The sequence below is a fragment of the Anaeromassilibacillus sp. An250 genome (assembly GCF_002159845.1).
GTDB classification, from domain to species: Bacteria; Bacillota; Clostridia; order Oscillospirales; family Acutalibacteraceae; genus Anaeromassilibacillus; species Anaeromassilibacillus stercoravium.
Window position 1 is genome coordinate 24,512 of sequence record NZ_NFJK01000019.1, and the last position, 15,387, is coordinate 39,898.

The window sequence follows — 15,387 nt, forward strand, 5'->3', positions numbered from 1 at the left end:
TTCCAAAGAAAACCGTCCCCTTTTTCCGTAAAGGGGAGCCTTTACAACGCCCAGCGTTGTAACAATGGTTTTATTATAGCACGGAAGGGAAGGAAGGAAAAGTATTTCTCCTTGAAATTTGCAATGTTTCACGTGAAACGAAGAACCCCGCCGCGGATCGCTTCCGGCGGCAGGGCTCTCGGCTGCAAGATTTCTTATTCCATTGTGAGGACTTAATCGTAATAAATGAGACGCCTACAACGGGGACATATCTCTTGGCTGCCTTTCGCATGAAGCAATCCCATTACTCGCATAGAGTGACAATAGGGACAACGCGTCTTTTTATAATCTATAAATATCGCTCCTAAAAACAACCCATAGAATACTAAATTTACTATCCAATTAGGAAAATGCAATAAAGTAAATAGAATCATAAAAACACCTGCTGATATATACATGATACTTGTCAATACGCCCCAAAAAGCTTTCACGCTTTTAGGCTGATAATCTATAACGATCCCCCCTAAAATTCATAATACAATTTTATAATAAAGAAAGCCCTTTTTCTAATAACGCTTGTGTATCATAAAAGTCATCATCATGAATATCCCGTACATTATCATCGTGCACACAAGTCCCAAGGCCGGACGCCACGTAATAAACATATTTCAGTTCTCTACTTGCACGGTACGGGGAGATATTCCCTGAACGCACCTCCCGATAATAAACAACGCTTGCATTATAGGAATGTACCCCCGTGCTTTGGCTTAACTGATATTCACCGTTAATAAGTACAAGAACTGAACCTAAAAGAATCTTAACCTGTCGTGTCGTTATCTTTAACGTCGTTACAATTACCGCAACTGTGAGGCCCGCTTTTAATGTAAAATCTTCGATTGCCTTATCACGGATGTCAAAATACATGGATTCATATAAGGAGACTGTTTTTCCTCCGCCAGATAGGGAATCGATATATTTATCCGAATAAGGCTCTCCCCGGTCCGCTTCCAAATCCAGCCCAATCACGTTTGCATCGTCGTCTCCCGATCTGGTCAACAATACCTCACGATTGATGTCCATTGTTTTTAAATCAACACGGCCATCACAAACCATTTTTTCAATTTCTTCAAAGTTTTCGGGTTGTTCAACATCCTCTATAAAAGTAACGCTATGGTATATAAGATCGGGATTTGCGGTTTCCAGATAGGCTATATCATATCTTCCATCCGATAAAAGCCCAATCGTAATACGGTAGTCTTCCGTATAATTGTGGTAATAAGTTGCCTCGCCGAACTCTTCAATTCCACTTGGGTTATACTCTGCAACAGGGGTTTCACTTGTCTCTATCGCCGCAAAAGAAAAAATAGATGTATTACACACAAAGGTCATGATTAATAGCAAAGAAACGATTTTAAAAAGAATACTTTTTTCATATTTATATTCCTTTCTCATATAATTTTAGGCCTCCTATCTTACGAATAAAAAATCCCATTGGACTATCCCCTTCCCCAATTATGAAATTTCAATTTATATTAACTATATTTTTTAAAAAATATCAATCATATCTGTATATGTGGTCATTTATTTTGACTATGATGCAATATCTTTTTATCCATGCTCTTCATATAATATCTGCTCATCCAAAGCACTTGTGTGTCATCCAATCGTATTTCGTTTTTATGGATCGATTTTATATGCTCTACATTGACGATCTCAGATTTATTAATCTGCACAAAACGATAATTTTGTAAATCTTGCAAGTAGTGGGATAAAGTCCCATTGGCACGAACAATTTCTTTTGTTGTATGAATCAAAATATGCCTGTCATATACTTCCACAAATACGATCTCTTTTATAGGGATCGTTATACTTTCACATCGATTGCGTGTAATATGCAGCATCCCTTGATCCATATACTCTTGCACAGCGCGTTCCATCTCTGCATTTAAAAACGCAAGATCGATTGGATGTTGAAAAACTTGAAATGCCTTGAGCATAAAGGAAAACGAATAAAATTGGGGATCATCAAAAATCAGCATCAGAAATGTACTGGGGAGTTGTGTTCGAACCTTTTGCAAACTTTGCAAAAAGTCAGCATCGTGAATCAATTGTATTAATAAAAATTCAACAGGAAATCGCCTATTACGTACTATATTAAATATGTCCTCTAAAGTCTTTATAAAAGTGAAATGAATTGTTTGATTATAATTTCTATTGATAAATTTTTTAATTAACAGCTCCCTATCATCTTGATTACATAAGATTAAACAATTCATTATTTCTCGCCTCTAAATAAGAATATAACAATTATAATTCTATCCCGATTTATTATCAACTCTTTTTCCAATTTATAATTTAAAGCTGCTGTCAAATCAACAAAATGATACCTTAAATAACAGGAAAAAGCCGCCGCAGTGCAAAGCACCGCAGCGGCTTTTCACAGGGAAAATATAAGGGAAATGGGAGTAGTCTTGTAATCTGTTTTCGGTGCGCGGGCTTACCGCGCGGGTTTGGCCAATGCCCGTCCGACCGGCGGGCTGGCCGCCGGGTTTTCCCGGCATTCCCCCTACCGCCCGCCAATCCGGGCGGTGTGGGGGTCTACAACTCGTGTTCTTCCCCAAAAAGGGCCCCGCAAGTTCCGGGGCTTGTACGGGCAATCACCCCGCAATGCGCGAAACAGGCTTGTCCTCCGGATTGCTTTCCATGCTGGGAACTGGGGGTTGCGCCGCCTCCGGCACAGCCGCCTGCTTCTCCGGCGGAGGTGTCATCCGGCCGGCGGCCGGCCCCGTCTTTGGGATGCGGACAATGCACTCGATGTAATCGTCCGTCTCATTCCGGATGGTCTTTGCCTGGATGCCGGAGAGCTGCATGGTCTTGACCGCATGGCTGATCGTATTCATGAAGATACGGATATCTTTTACAATGATCCGCTTCTTATTCTTAGGCTTGTCCTCTTTTTCCGAGAGAATGCGCTCGATGAACTGGTCGGTCTGCTGCACATTCAAATGCTGGGCCAGAATCGCGTCCAACACCTTGCCGCGCAATTCGACGTCGTCCACCCGGAGCAGCGCGCGCGCATGGCGCTCGGTGAGTCCATTCTCGCTGATCTTTTTACGCTCCTCCTGCGTCAGGCGGAGCAGGCGCAGCTTGTTCGCCAGGGTGGACTGGCTCTTCCCCAGCCGGAGCGCCGCCTCTTCCTGCGTCACGCCCCATTCTTCGATCAAGCGCCGGATGCCCTCGGCCTCTTCAAAGATTTGCAGGTCCTGGCGCTGTAAATTTTCGGTCATCGCCAGCACCGCGCTCTGCTTATCGCTGCACGAATTGACAATACAGGCCGCGCTGTCCAGCCCGGCCAAGCGGCACGCGCGCCAACGGCGCTCGCCCGCGATCAGCTCATAGCCGTTTTTGGTCCGGCGCACGCTTAAAGGTTGCAGCAGGCCGTTCTGCCGGATGCTCCGGCTCAATTCCAGGAGCTCCTTTTCCGGGAACGACCGGCGCGGCTGGGCGGGATTCGGATAAATGTCGTCGAGCGGGATCTCGATCACGCGCCGTTTATCCTGCATGATGCCCATAAAAATACCTCCCATCTGGTTTCTTTCTGCACATCTATGTAACCGCCCCAGGGGGGCTTGTCCTTCTGTGCTTTAAGCATACCATATGGGAGGGAAACTTTTTGTTGGAATCTGTACGCGAAAAAACGCTTTTCCTGTGGATTTTGGCGTGATTCCGGTCGATTGAGCCTTTGGAATTTTTGATATTAGGACTGTTTGCCTATAGGGGCTCCATTTTGGGGATGATTGACCACCCGGGCAGGCGGCGGCTTGGGATTCATCCCCACGTTCGCCATGCTGGTGCAATTTCCATCCACGCCATCCTCGCGGGTGGCGACATATGTACAAAGTATCACTCGATTATCTAACCGATTTCAATCCACGCCACCCTCGCGGGTGGCGGCCGCTGAACATCACGGCTTGGTCTACAAATTTCTATTTCAACCCACGCCGCCTTTTGAGCGGCGGCACATCCGCAAAATTGAGAGGCGGGGCAAGGACCAACCGCTTTGAGGCGCTTTTCCTTTCCCCCGCCATCCCATCCGGCGCCAATGCGGAAGGCTGCCTGCTGGCCACGCGCGGACACCCATTTCATCCCACGCCGCCCTTTGAGCGGGCAGCTCTCGGGAATCCCCATGATCTGGGAACGCCCTTTCCATCCTCGCAGTCCCGCCTGCCGCCACCAAGCCGGTTCATTACCCATTTCAAATCCGTGTTTCAACCCACACGGCCCTTTCGGGCGGTGAACAAGCAACCCATCGACCCGCGCATCTGCTATGAGTTTCAACCCACGCCCTCCACACGGAGGGTGACATGTTGGTGGTCAGCTTCTTTTGCTTGACCGGATCATTTCAACCCACGCCCCCTGCATAGGGGAACATGGGCCATAGCAATAACCACCTCATCATGGACATGATTTCAACCCACACCCTCCGCACGGAGGGCGGCGAGCACAGCATACATGCCGACGCAAACCATCATCCGATTTCAATCCACGCTCCCGTATTGGAGAGCGACTAGGGTTTTGCTGTCCTTCCGGCCGGTCACAATGGTCCAACCCGCGCACCTGCGCGGCGCAAAGGCACGCTCCATGCGCGAAAGCGGCCTATTTCATCAGCGTTTTGGCGATCTCTTCCCCAAAGAACGTGACTTCCGCGAGTTTCCCCTCGTTGTTGTTCAGGTCATCCTCGGTCAGGACGCCGCAGGTGTAGTAATTTGCCATGGGCCGGATTCCCATGCGCTGGAAAAACCGGTCGATGCGGGCCAGGATCTCCTTGCACTCCCGCGGGTCCTCGCGGGCGCTCAGGGCGATGCTGATCCCCCGCTTGCCCATGGAAAGCGCCGCGTGCGGCTGGTGCGCAGGGCTGTACGGCGTGCAGCGGTCGATGAACGCCTTGAGCTGGCCGGTGATCCCGCCCCAATAGTCCGGGGACGCGATGGCGATCAGGTCCGCCTGTTCCATCTGTTCCAAAACCAACTGTACGTCGTCGTGCTGCACGCATTCTGCCGTCTGATAACAGCTTCTGCACCCCTTGCAGAAGGCATAATGCAGGTCGCCCAGGCAGAGCGTCTGCGTTTCCATCCCTTTTTTCTGAAATGCGTCCCCGATCAATTCCAACAGCCGGGCCGTGTTCCCGTTGTTCTTGGGGCTCGCATTGAGCAACAAAGCCTTCAATTCGACATCTCCTCCATCCAGTCTTCTTCCCCTTTTCCCCGCGCTGCGCCCGCCGGTGGGAAATCCTCTCCCTGCGGCAGCGCCCGCCCACGCAGGAACTTCTGCAATTTTCCCCGACAAGCCGCAGAGCGCGCCTGCCCTTCTCGCCCCACTCAGAGCGGGCTTTTGGAAATCTTTGCGTCCTAGCGCGGATAGGCCGCCGCCAGGGGCTTTTCCCCCGCAACGCGCCCGCCGGTGGGAAATCCTTCCCATAACGGCAGCGCCGCCCACGCAGAGGGTTCTGCGGTTTCCTCCGGCAAGCCGCAGGGCGCGCCTGCCCTTCTCGCCCCACTCAGAGCGGGCTTTTGGAAATCTTTGCGTCCTAGCGCGGATAGGCCGCCGCCAGGGGCTTTTCCCCCGCAACGCGCCCGCCGGTGGGAAATCCTTCCCATACGGCAGCGCCGCCCGTGCAGGGGCTTTTGCAGTTTCCTCCGGCAAGCCGCAGAGCGCGTTTGCCCTTCTTGCCCACTCAGAGCGGGCTTTTGGAAATCTTTGCGCCATGGCGCGGATAGGCCGCCGCCAGGGGCTTTTCCCGGCGGATGCGCACCACGCTGCGCGCGTCGCCGCCCGGCAGGGTGAAGCGTTTCACGCCGTCCAACCGGCATCCGAGCAGGGAGACCGCCCGCTTTGCCGCCTCCACTTCGGCGTCCGGCTCCGGCCCCTTCATGGCCAAAAAGACGCCGCCCATCTGCAAAAACGGCAGGCAGTATTCGCACAGCAGGTTCAGCGGGGCGACCGCCCGCGCGGTTGCGAAGGCGAATTTTGTGCGCAGGCCCGCCTGCCGCCCACCCTCTTCCGCGCGCGCATGGACGATCTGTGCGTCCAGCCCCAGGCGGTCCAGCACCTCCCGGAGGAAGATAAGGCGCTTGTTCAAGCTGTCCAGCAAGGTCAGCTGGAGGCCGGGCCGCAAAATCTTCAGCGGCACGCCGGGAAAACCCGCGCCCGTCCCCACGTCGATCAGGGTGTCGCCCTGCTCCAATTCGGGCAACAACAGGATGCTGTCCAAAAAGTGCTTGACCACCACGGCCTTCGGCTCGGTGATCGCGGTCAAGTTCATCTTTTGATTCCACTCGATCAGCAGCTCCATATACCATTGAAACTGCTCCGCCTGCCCGGAGGACACGGCAATCCCATAGGACGCCGCGCACTCCTGCAAATATTGCCGGATGTCCTCGCTCATGCCTTCCCCTCCTTTGCCAGCCAGATCAACAGCACCGAAATGTCCGCCGGGCTCACGCCGCTGATGCGGGACGCCTGGCCGATATTCGCCGGCATGACCTTTTGCAGCTTTTCCTGCGCTTCCAGCCTCAGGCCGGTGATGGTTTTGTAATCCACGCCGCGGGGCAGCTTTTTGCCCTCCAGACGGCGCATCTCCGCGATGTCCGCCTTCTGGCGCACGATGTATCCCTCGTATTTGATCTCGATCTCCACATTTTCGAACACTGCGGCAGGCAGCACCGGCCGCGTGATGTCCACCGCGGTCAGCGCTTCATAGCTGAGCTCGGGGCGGCGCAGCAGGTCCGCGAGCTTCACGCCCGTGGAAACCGGCGTTGTTCCACGTGAAACAAGGATGTCGTTGAGCACCTCGGTGGGCGGCAACACGGTGCGGCGCGCGCGCGCCATCTCCCGCTTTTTCTGCTCCTCCTTTGTGCAGAAGCGCTCCCAGCGCTCGTCCCCGATCAGGCCCAATTTCCGGCCGGTCGGGGTCAGGCGTTCGTCCGCGTTGTCCTGCCGGAGGACCAGCCGGTACTCCGAGCGCGAGGTCATCATGCGGTATGGGTCGGAGACGCCCTTGGTGATGAGGTCGTCGATCAGCGTCCCGATGTAGGAGCCCGCGCGATCCAAAACCAGCGGTTCCTTGCCCTGGATCTTGAGCGCCGCGTTGATGCCCGCGACCAAGCCCTGCGCGGCGGCCTCTTCATAGCCGGAGCTGCCGTTGAACTGCCCCGCACCGTACAGGCCGGGGAAATCCATGAATTCAAGCGTGGCTTCCATCTGCAAGGGGTCCACGCAGTCGTATTCGATCGCATAGGCGCAGCGCATGATCTCCACATGCTCCAGGCCCTTGATCGACCGGTAAAACGCGAGCTGCACATCCTCCGGCAGGGACGAGCTCATGCCCTGCAAATACATCTCCTCCGTATCCTTGCCGCACGGTTCGATAAAGAGCTGGTGCCGCTTTTTATCCGCAAAGCGGACGATCTTGTCCTCGATGCTGGGGCAATAGCGCGGCCCCACGCCCTCGATCTTTCCCCCGTAGAGCGGGGAACGGTGGATATTTTCCAGGATGATGCGCTTTGTCTCCTCGTTCGTCCAGGAGACGTGGCACACCGCCTGGTTCTTGCCCGGGTGCAGGGTGTCGTAGGAGAAGGGCACGACGGGTTCGTCGCCCTCCTGCACCTCCAGATCTGTGAAATCAATGCTGGACCGCAGCACGCGCGCGGGCGTCCCCGTCTTGAAGCGGCGCAGGCGCAGGCCCAGCTTTTTCAGGGCGTCGCCCAAAAAGGCGGCCGGGAACATGCCGTCCGGCCCGCTCTCATAGGCCACGTCGCCCACAAAAATTTTGCCGCCGAGGAAGGTGCCGGTCGCGATGACCACCGCCTGTACGGTATACTGCGCGCCCATGCGGGTGGTCAAGACCCAGTTGCCGCCCTCCTGGTACAGGTCGACGATCTCCGCCTGCTTGAGCTGCAAATTCGGCTGCAATTCCAGCTTGTGCTTCATCACCTTGCTGTATTCGCGGCGGTCGATCTGCGCGCGCAGGGAATGCACGGCCGGGCCCTTGCCCTTGTTCAGCATGCGGCTTTGCAAAAAGGTCGCGTCCGCCGTGCGCCCCATCTCGCCGCCGAGCGCGTCGATCTCGCGCACCAGATGGCCCTTCGCCGTGCCGCCGATCGACGGGTTGCACGGGCAGTTTCCCACCGCATCCATATTGATGGTGAATACCACCGTCTGACAGCCGAGGCGCGCCGAGGCCAGCGCCGCCTCAATGCCCGCATGTCCCGCGCCGATCACCGCGACGTCATATGTTCCGGCCTGATAGGTCAAATTGGGTTCCCCCTTTATCGTTTTCCAAGGATTTCGGGCGCATCCGGCAGCCGAAGCGCCAAGATGCACCCTCTTTGTTTTTCAGCAATTGTTTTTCAGAGACCGTCTTTCCAAAAACAGCCGCTTTCCCCCGCAAATGCGACGGAAAGCCCGCTATTTCTTCATTCATTGTAATCATCGGGTGTTAAGCGACCCGTTGTCCCTTTTTTCGCCCAACATGCGCGGGATTCTGTTTTCTGCCCCGCATGTTTTCCATTGTTTTGCGCGATGGCGCTTGCCGGTTTTCGACCGTTTTCTCTTTCGGCGTTTTCCCAGCGCTTTTTTGCGCGTTCGCCGCGCGGTTACTTGCCGACGCAGAACTGCGCAAAGACCTGGTCCACGACCGCTTCCGTCGCGCGCTCGCCGGTCAGCTCCAACAGGGCCGACACCGCCCCTTCCACGGAAACCGTCACGGCGTCCAGCGTCACGCCGGAGCGCTGCGCATCCAGCGCCTCCTGCACGCAATCCCGCGCACGCCGCGCCGCGTCGCGCTGCCGCTCGGTGAACAAAATCCCGCTCGACGGGTCCAATTCATTCGTCTTCAACAGGGACGCGACCGCCTGTTCCAACGCCTCCAAGCCATCGCCGGACAGCGCCGAAATATATACAATTTGTTTAAAATGATTTTTAATATACTCTAAGTCAATTACATTTTCCAAATCGCTCTTGTTGACCACCGCAACTGCGGGCGTATCCTGGACGGACTCGATCAAGAGGCGGTCCTCCTCGTTCAGCGCCTGGGAGGAATCGAACACCGCCAGGACGAGCTGCGCCGCCTGCACGCGCTCCCGCGCACGGTCCACGCCGATCCGCTCGACCGGGTCCTCCGTAGCGCGGATGCCCGCCGTGTCCGCCAGATGCAGCGGGATGCCGCCGAGCAGCACGGTTTCCTCCACCACGTCGCGCGTGGTGCCCGCGTATTCGGTGACGATCGAGCGCTCGCAGCCGGAGAGCAGGTTCATCAGGGTGGATTTGCCCACGTTCGGCCGCCCGGCGATCACCGTCTCCACGCCCTCGCGCAGGACGCGGCCCGCCTCAAACTGGGAGAGAAGGCGGTCCAGCTCCTGGGCCGCGTGTTCCAGCGATTCCTGGAGGCCGCTGCCGTCCACCTCCGGGATGTCCTCGTCGGGGTAGTCCGCCCAGGCGTCCAGGTGCGCCGCGATGGTGGTCAATCCCTCGCGGATCTGGATGATCCGGCGTTCCAGCGCGCCGTCGCGCCCGGCCATGGCCGCTTTCCCGGCCTCTAGGCCCTGGGCGGAGATGATCTGCATCACGGATTCCGCCTCGGTCAGGCCGATCTTCCCATTCAGGAACGCGCGCCGGGTGAACTCCCCCGGCCCCGCCGGGGCAGCGCCCGCCGCAAAGACCGCCTGCAAGACGCGGCGCATGACGTAGATCCCCCCATGGCAGGAGAGCTCCACCACATCCTCCCCGGTAAAGCTGGCCGGGGCGACAAAATTCAGGGCGATCGCCTCGTCGATCTCCCCCTCCGCGTCGTGGACGCGGCCATACAGGGCGGTATACCCGCGGCATTGTTCCAGCGTCTTCCCGCGCGCGGACGTGAAGACGCGCCCGGCGATGGCGCGCGCCTCCGGGCCGGAAATGCGTACGATGCCAATCCCGCCCGCGGCCTGCGGGGTGGAGATGGCAGCTATGGTCTTTGGCATGGATGTTCCTCCTTTTTCGATGCGTCCGCGGCCTTCCGGAAAATGGCCGCCCGGCCAGCAATCCCCATCCAGCCGCGGGGCCGGGGTTCGCGGGCTGGGAAGGAGGCGGCCGATCCCCTTTCCTCCCCTGCGTGGAAAAGGCGCTGCCCGGCCAGGCGCGCAGATTCCCCGCGGGGGCGCATGGCCTTCCAAAACAGAAAGGGCTTGCCGCGCGTCCCTGTGTTTCCGATGCGCTTCCTGGCGCGCAGGGGCCCTTCCCCCGAGCGCGCCCATGGCATGACAAAAAGGGACGATTCCGCAGAACCGTCCCCCTTCCGTCTGGTATCCAAACGACAGCCTTATTCGCCGTCTTTATTCCGATTGATGTCGATGCGGCCGTAGAGCGGGCCGGAGGTCTCTTTCCTCGGCTGGGAGCGCTGCTGCGTCTGCCCGGCCGGTCTTTGCCCCTGCGGGCGCGGGCCTCTGCCGCCGTAGTTGTTCTTGTGGTAGTCCCCGCGGGATTTATCGCCGTACGGTTTGCGGGGCCCGCGCGAATGATAGGGCTTGCGCGGCTGCGGGCGCTCCCCATCCACCGGGCCGATCACCACATGGCGGTTGAGGTCTTCGCCTTCGCTCCAGCTCTTTGCGCCCTCCACAGTCTGCACCGCCGTATGGATGATGCGGCGCTCGTACGGGTTCATGGGCTCGAGGGAGCAATTGCGGCCCGACTTGACCGCCTTGTTTGCGATCTTTTTGCCGAGCACTTCCAGGGTGTCCTTGCGCTTCTCGCGGTAATTGCCGATGTCCAGCGTAATGCGGAAGTACGTATTCTCAATGTGGTTGGCCACCAGGCCGGCCAAATACTGGAGCGCGTCGAGCGTCTCCCCGCGGTGCCCGATGATAAAGCCCACGTCCTCGCCGGACAGGGAGATCAAAGCGCCGCTCTCCTCCTCCTGGATGTCGAACTGCACGTTGGACAATCCCATATTGGAGAGGATGTTCTTCAAATACTGCGCCGCAGCGTCTGCGGGGCTGTCTTTGACATAGGCGCGCACCTTTGCGGGATTGCCGCCAAACAGGCCGAATGTCTTTTTCACGGGCATTTCCAGAATCTCGAATTCTGCCTCGTGGGACTCCACGCCCAACTCCTTGCATGCGGCCTCAAAGGCCTCTTCCACCGTATTCCCGGTTCCAATTGCTTCTTTAATCACGTTTAACCCTCCCGGCTCCACACCGCACGGTTGTCTTCTTGATACGCGGCGCGTTTCTCGTTATTTTTTTGTTCCCCGGTAATCGTCGCTGCTCTGTTTTTGCTTTCCCTTTTGTTTTTGTGGATGCTGCGCAGACGCCTTTTCCTTTTTCTGCTGCTTTGGCGCGGGCCCTGCATGGATCTTCAGGGGCACGGCCAGAGGCTTCATCCTCGCCTCTTCCACCTCGCGCAGCGCGACTCGCTGCGCCTCCGCCTTTGCGCTCACCAGCGCGGGGCTATAGAATTTGCGCAATAGCATGGACTGCACAAAGCTCACCGTGGTCTGGATGGTCCAATAGAAGCCGACGGCCCCCGGGACGGTGTACGCGATCCAGGCGGTCAGAAGCGGCATCAGGTAGAGCATCCATTTCATGCAGCCCTGCTGCTGGCTCATGCCGGGCTGCATCTTCATCATAATCACCTGCGACAGCAGGGAGGTCAGAAGGCACAGCGCGGGGATGACCCACATAAAGGTCAGGAAGTGGCTGCTTTGCGGCGTATCCAAAAGGTTCAGGCCACAGAAATTGAATCCGCGGCTCAGGGATTCCATGCGGGACAGCTCGTCCCCGGTAAACATCGTCAGATGCGGACGGAGCTGGTCGAAATGTTTGATGATCTCCATCTGGGAGTAGTAGCCGACGTTCAGCGTCGTGCCCACGCCCGGGATCTGCGACAACAGGGCGGTCGCTTTATTGATCGAATCAATGCTGATGTGCAGAACGTTCTGCAGCGGGTACAGAACCGTGTAGTAAATGCCGAGCATGATCGGGAACGGGATCAGGGTCACCAGGCAACCGCTGGTGGGGTTGACCCCCTCCTGCTCCATCAGCTTCTGCATTTCCTCCTGCATTTTCAGCCGGTCGTTTGCATATTTGGTGCGGATCTCCTGCTGCTTGGCCGCCATCTTGCTGTTGGCCGCCATGGATTTCTGCTGTTTGACCGAAAAAGGAAGGAGCAAAAGCTTGGTGATGATTGTAAACAGAATAATTGCAACACCATAGTTCGGGATAATTTCATAAAGGAACCACAACAAATATCCCAGAATACTGCCGAACCAATTGAAAATTTCCATGTATGCTTTCTCCTCTATTTTGATGTTCCCTTTTCCTTCTTCTCCGGGACCGGGTCATACCCGCCCCGGCTGAACGGATTGCAGCGCAAAATGCGGTACAGCGCCAAAAGGGAACCCTTCAGCGCGCCGAAACGCTCAATCGCCTCCAACGCATAATTGGAACAGGTGGGATAATATTTGCAGCAGGGCTGTTTGAATGGGGAGATCGCCTGCTGATAAAATCGAATAAGCAAAATAAGCAGGCGTTTCATTTCAAAACACCCGCGTCTTTCAATTGCCGCATCAAAACGCGGTAAATATCCGTGCTTTTTACAAAGGGCGTGCGGCCGCGCGCCACCAGGACAAAATCAAACCCTTCCCGCACCTGCGGGGCAGCCTGCCGGAACGCTTCCCGGATAATCCTGCGGGAGCGGTTGCGCTTGACGGCATTGCCGGTCTTTTTCCCCGTCGTAATGCCCACGCGCACGTTCTGGCTGCGGTTTTTTAAAACATAGGTCACGACCACCGGCGACACATACGACTTGCCCCGCGTATAGATGCGCCGGAAATCCCGATTCTCTTTGATTGGTGTAAACAAGTCCATCATTCTTCCACGATCCCTCTTCGGGATGCCAGAAACGCACATTGGATGCGCCATCCGGGACCTATTCCCGAAAAACATCCGCCGGTTTGCCCGTTGTTTGCCTCAACAGGCAAAAAAACGGCCCATATGCCCCTTATTTAGAGGGCTGCTGCAACAAACAGCGCGCAGCAAAACCGGCGCGTTTGAAAATCGGAAGGGCCGCCCTGTTTTTGGAGCCCCCTTCCGCATCCGCGTGCCATTGTCTCCCGTCCAACGATTTCCGGCGGCCTGGGAAGCCGCCGCGCGGCTCGTGCTAAAAAGAAAGGCCACACTCCGGTGGCCTTTTGTCTTAGTAGCTCAGGCGCGCTCTGCCTTTTGCTCTACGGCGGGCTAATACCTTGCGGCCGTTGCTGGTAGACATTCTTTTGCGGAAGCCGTGCTCCTTTTTTCTGTGGAGCTTCTTGGGCTGATACGTTCTCAGCATACATACACCCTCCTTTCGGGGTACAAACCTTGCAATTTAGCATTATATATTATATCCGTCCGGGCTGTCAACCTTTTCTTAGCGAAAAAATGCGCGGGAAACCGGCATTCCTGCGGGATTTTCGCAAGAACTAAGGGGCATGCCCTTTCCCGACCACAAGATGCAGGGCCGTATCTTTTTAAAAGAACAATGCGAAAAAATTTTTCACCGGCAAACCGGGGGCGGACGGGGCCTTTTGCAGGGGCGTTTCCCAGCCGGTTTCCCTTCCGGGACGGGGGCGTCCCGGCGCCGCCTTTTTTGGGGAATCTGTGGAAAAAGCGGTTTTCTGCCCGGTAAAGCCCCGGTTTTTCCGGCGGGGACGCCCTTTTTACACGGGATTCTTTTCCACAGCTTTTCACCAAATCGATTTCTAACTGTTGAAAAGTTGTAAAAGCGATGAAATTGTGATACTATAAGATATATACTGCCTGAAGTCTATCGATTTCCAAAACTGGTGAAATTTGGATGTGCCGGTCCCGGTTTCACCCGCTTTGTTTGCAAGGAAAACATGCGCGCAAGGACGATTTTGAAAACACGGAGGTTCAAACATGGAATCTTTTACCGAAGCCTGGAGTTTTATTTGCGAATACTGCAAAAAACACATCACAGAGGTGGCTTACACCACCTGGATCAGCCGGATTGAGCCGGTCAGCCTGGACTTTGCAAAGGGGATCGCCCTTCTGAAGGCGCCGAATGAATTCCACCGGCAGACGCTGAACCGGTGCTATATGGATCTTCTGAACGATGCGGTGGCCGAGATCTTCGGGCCGGGCATCCAGGTGCAGATCTGCGTGCCGGAGGACGTGCCCTCCGCGGAGAAGGAGGAGGAAGAGGACGCCTCTTCCCAGAACGACGACTACGAGTTCACCTTCGACACGTTCATCGTGGGGCCGTCGAACAAATTTGCGCATGCGGCTTCCATGGCGGTCGCCACAAAGCCGGCGACACTCTACAACCCGCTGTTCATCTACGGCAATTCCGGCCTCGGGAAAACCCACCTGCTCTATGCCATCTGCAACGAGATCGCAAGAAGGCATCCGGAGATGAACATCGTCTACATCAAAGGCGACGAATTCACCAACGAGCTGATCGAAGCCATCCGCCACGGCACCACCGCGGAGTTCCACCAGCGGTACCGCAAGGCGGACGTGTTCCTCGTGGACGATATCCAGTTCATCGCGGGCAAGGAATCCACCCAGGAGGAATTCTTCCACACCTTTAATACCTTATATGAGGCAAAAAAGCAGATCGTCCTCACATCCGACCGTCCGCCCAAGGACATCGCCACCCTGGAAGAGCGCCTGCTCACCCGGTTTGAGTGGGGCCTGACCGCGGACATCCAGCCGCCGGATTTTGAAACGCGCATCGCGATCATCAAGCGCAAGGCGGAGCTGCTCGGCATCGACCTGCCGAACAACGTGATCGAATACATCGCCAACCGGCTGAAGAACAACATCCGCCAGTTGGAGGGCACGGTCAAGAAGATGAAGGCGTACTACCTGCTCAACGGCGACGCCCTCAACCTGTCCACGGCGCAGATGGCGGTCAGCGACATCATCAACAACGAGCAGCCGGTCCCGGTGACCGTGGAGAAGATCATCGAGGAGGTCGCACGCACGTACGGCACCAGCCCGGAGGACATCCGCTCGAGCAAGCGCTCGGCCAACATCTCCAACGCGCGCCAGGTGGCCATGTATGTGGTGCGCGAGATCACCCAGATGCCCATGACCTCGATCGGCGAGGAGTTCGGCGGCCGCGACCACTCGACGGTGGTCTACGCCATCCAGCAGGTGGAGAAGGGCATGGCCCGCGATCCCAAGACCAAGGGCACCGTGGAGGACATCATCAAGAACATCCGCGACCGGTAACCCCCGGCAGGGTCCCGGCGTTTTGCGCCCACAGGGCGGCTGTGTAACCATGCGGCGCTTTGCGGATTCGTGCGCCTTTCGTTATACAAATAGTTATAATACAAATTGTATAGATGCTATGCAGAGTGTGCCGTTT

The 15,387-nt window shown here is 56.2% G+C and carries 15 protein-coding genes; 2 read left to right on the top strand and 13 right to left on the bottom strand.

Translation table 11 applies throughout. The features are described 5' to 3' along the window. Nucleotides 1–522: 522 nt before the first annotated feature. The 3 genes from B5F54_RS14325 to B5F54_RS14340 form a co-directional block, all read right to left on the bottom strand. Entirely contained in the window at nt 523–1,431 is a 909-nt protein-coding gene (locus tag B5F54_RS14325) for a hypothetical protein (RefSeq protein WP_087234916.1), read from the bottom strand. A 125-nt stretch (nt 1,432–1,556) separates the two neighbouring features. Continuing rightward, complete coding sequence (locus tag B5F54_RS14330) at nt 1,557–2,255, bottom strand: LytR/AlgR family response regulator transcription factor (RefSeq protein ID WP_087234917.1); 699 nt, start codon at nt 2,253–2,255, stop codon at nt 1,557–1,559. A 381-nt stretch (nt 2,256–2,636) separates the two neighbouring features. After that, entirely contained in the window at nt 2,637–3,551 is a 915-nt protein-coding gene (locus B5F54_RS14340; RefSeq protein WP_087234919.1) for a ParB/RepB/Spo0J family partition protein, read from the bottom strand. 319 nt (nt 3,552–3,870) lie between these two features. Here B5F54_RS14340 and B5F54_RS17380 point away from each other — a divergent pair, with 319 nt between their 5' ends. Continuing rightward, nucleotides 3,871–4,371: a hypothetical protein gene (locus B5F54_RS17380; RefSeq protein ID WP_140400393.1), complete on the top strand. Its 501-nt coding sequence runs from the start codon at nt 3,871–3,873 to the stop codon at nt 4,369–4,371. A 264-nt stretch (nt 4,372–4,635) separates the two neighbouring features. Here the strand turns inward: B5F54_RS17380 and B5F54_RS17730 are convergent, their stop codons facing one another. The 10 genes from B5F54_RS17730 to rpmH all read right to left on the bottom strand — a co-directional run bounded on the left by B5F54_RS17730 (nt 4,636) and on the right by rpmH (nt 13,344). Beyond that, nucleotides 4,636–5,205 (bottom strand): flavodoxin family protein, encoded by a 570-nt coding sequence (locus B5F54_RS17730; protein ID WP_172749753.1) that lies wholly within the window; start codon nt 5,203–5,205, stop codon nt 4,636–4,638. Between the two features lie 182 nt (nt 5,206–5,387). Further along, entirely contained in the window at nt 5,388–5,636 is a 249-nt protein-coding gene (locus B5F54_RS17735) for a hypothetical protein (protein WP_172749754.1), read from the bottom strand. Nucleotides 5,637–5,713: 77 nt separating this feature from the next. Continuing rightward, nucleotides 5,714–6,424: a 16S rRNA (guanine(527)-N(7))-methyltransferase RsmG gene (gene rsmG / locus B5F54_RS14355; protein WP_087234922.1), complete on the bottom strand. Its 711-nt coding sequence runs from the start codon at nt 6,422–6,424 to the stop codon at nt 5,714–5,716. After that, the gene (gene mnmG / locus B5F54_RS14360; protein WP_087234923.1) at nt 6,421–8,292 is read right to left on the bottom strand and encodes a tRNA uridine-5-carboxymethylaminomethyl(34) synthesis enzyme MnmG; all 1,872 of its coding nucleotides are present in this window, start codon (nt 8,290–8,292) and stop codon (nt 6,421–6,423) included. Before mnmG ends, rsmG begins: the two co-directional genes overlap by 4 nt. Nucleotides 8,293–8,633: 341 nt before the next feature. Continuing rightward, entirely contained in the window at nt 8,634–9,998 is a 1,365-nt protein-coding gene (gene mnmE / locus B5F54_RS14365; protein WP_087234924.1) for a tRNA uridine-5-carboxymethylaminomethyl(34) synthesis GTPase MnmE, read from the bottom strand. A gap of 338 nt (nt 9,999–10,336) precedes the next feature. Further along, nucleotides 10,337–11,188, bottom strand: coding sequence for an RNA-binding cell elongation regulator Jag/EloR (jag, locus tag B5F54_RS14375; RefSeq protein ID WP_087234926.1), 852 nt, complete (start codon nt 11,186–11,188; stop codon nt 10,337–10,339). Nucleotides 11,189–11,248: 60 nt separating this feature from the next. Then, nucleotides 11,249–12,298: a YidC/Oxa1 family membrane protein insertase gene (locus B5F54_RS14380; protein ID WP_087234927.1), complete on the bottom strand. Its 1,050-nt coding sequence runs from the start codon at nt 12,296–12,298 to the stop codon at nt 11,249–11,251. A gap of 14 nt (nt 12,299–12,312) precedes the next feature. Further along, complete coding sequence (gene yidD / locus B5F54_RS14385) at nt 12,313–12,549, bottom strand: membrane protein insertion efficiency factor YidD (RefSeq protein WP_087234928.1); 237 nt, start codon at nt 12,547–12,549, stop codon at nt 12,313–12,315. Beyond that, entirely contained in the window at nt 12,546–12,884 is a 339-nt protein-coding gene (gene rnpA / locus B5F54_RS14390; RefSeq protein ID WP_237966939.1) for a ribonuclease P protein component, read from the bottom strand. Before rnpA ends, yidD begins: the two co-directional genes overlap by 4 nt. Nucleotides 12,885–13,209: 325 nt before the next feature. After that, complete coding sequence (gene rpmH / locus B5F54_RS14395) at nt 13,210–13,344, bottom strand: 50S ribosomal protein L34 (RefSeq protein ID WP_038322395.1); 135 nt, start codon at nt 13,342–13,344, stop codon at nt 13,210–13,212. Between the two features lie 587 nt (nt 13,345–13,931). On the opposite strand from rpmH, the gene dnaA reads away from it, so the two are divergent. After that, complete coding sequence (gene dnaA, locus B5F54_RS14405) at nt 13,932–15,251, top strand: chromosomal replication initiator protein DnaA (protein WP_087234930.1); 1,320 nt, start codon at nt 13,932–13,934, stop codon at nt 15,249–15,251. Nucleotides 15,252–15,387 lie beyond the last annotated feature (136 nt).

Coding starts and splice junctions, on each gene's coding strand:
- B5F54_RS14325 (WP_087234916.1), bottom strand. CDS start 1,431: ATGAGAAAGGAATATAAATATGAAAAAAGTATTCTTTTTAAAATCGTT.
- B5F54_RS14330 (WP_087234917.1), bottom strand. CDS start 2,255: ATGAATTGTTTAATCTTATGTAATCAAGATGATAGGGAGCTGTTAATT.
- B5F54_RS14340 (WP_087234919.1), bottom strand. CDS start 3,551: ATGGGCATCATGCAGGATAAACGGCGCGTGATCGAGATCCCGCTCGAC.
- B5F54_RS17380 (WP_140400393.1), top strand. CDS start 3,871: ATGTACAAAGTATCACTCGATTATCTAACCGATTTCAATCCACGCCAC.
- B5F54_RS17735 (WP_172749754.1), bottom strand. CDS start 5,636: ATGGGAAGGATTTCCCACCGGCGGGCGCGTTGCGGGGGAAAAGCCCCT.
- rsmG (WP_087234922.1), bottom strand. CDS start 6,424: ATGAGCGAGGACATCCGGCAATATTTGCAGGAGTGCGCGGCGTCCTAT.
- mnmE (WP_087234924.1), bottom strand. CDS start 9,998: ATGCCAAAGACCATAGCTGCCATCTCCACCCCGCAGGCCGCGGGCGGG.
- B5F54_RS14380 (WP_087234927.1), bottom strand. CDS start 12,298: ATGGAAATTTTCAATTGGTTCGGCAGTATTCTGGGATATTTGTTGTGG.
- yidD (WP_087234928.1), bottom strand. CDS start 12,549: ATGAAACGCCTGCTTATTTTGCTTATTCGATTTTATCAGCAGGCGATC.
- rnpA (WP_237966939.1), bottom strand. CDS start 12,884: ATGATGGACTTGTTTACACCAATCAAAGAGAATCGGGATTTCCGGCGC.
- rpmH (WP_038322395.1), bottom strand. CDS start 13,344: ATGCTGAGAACGTATCAGCCCAAGAAGCTCCACAGAAAAAAGGAGCAC.
- dnaA (WP_087234930.1), top strand. CDS start 13,932: ATGGAATCTTTTACCGAAGCCTGGAGTTTTATTTGCGAATACTGCAAA.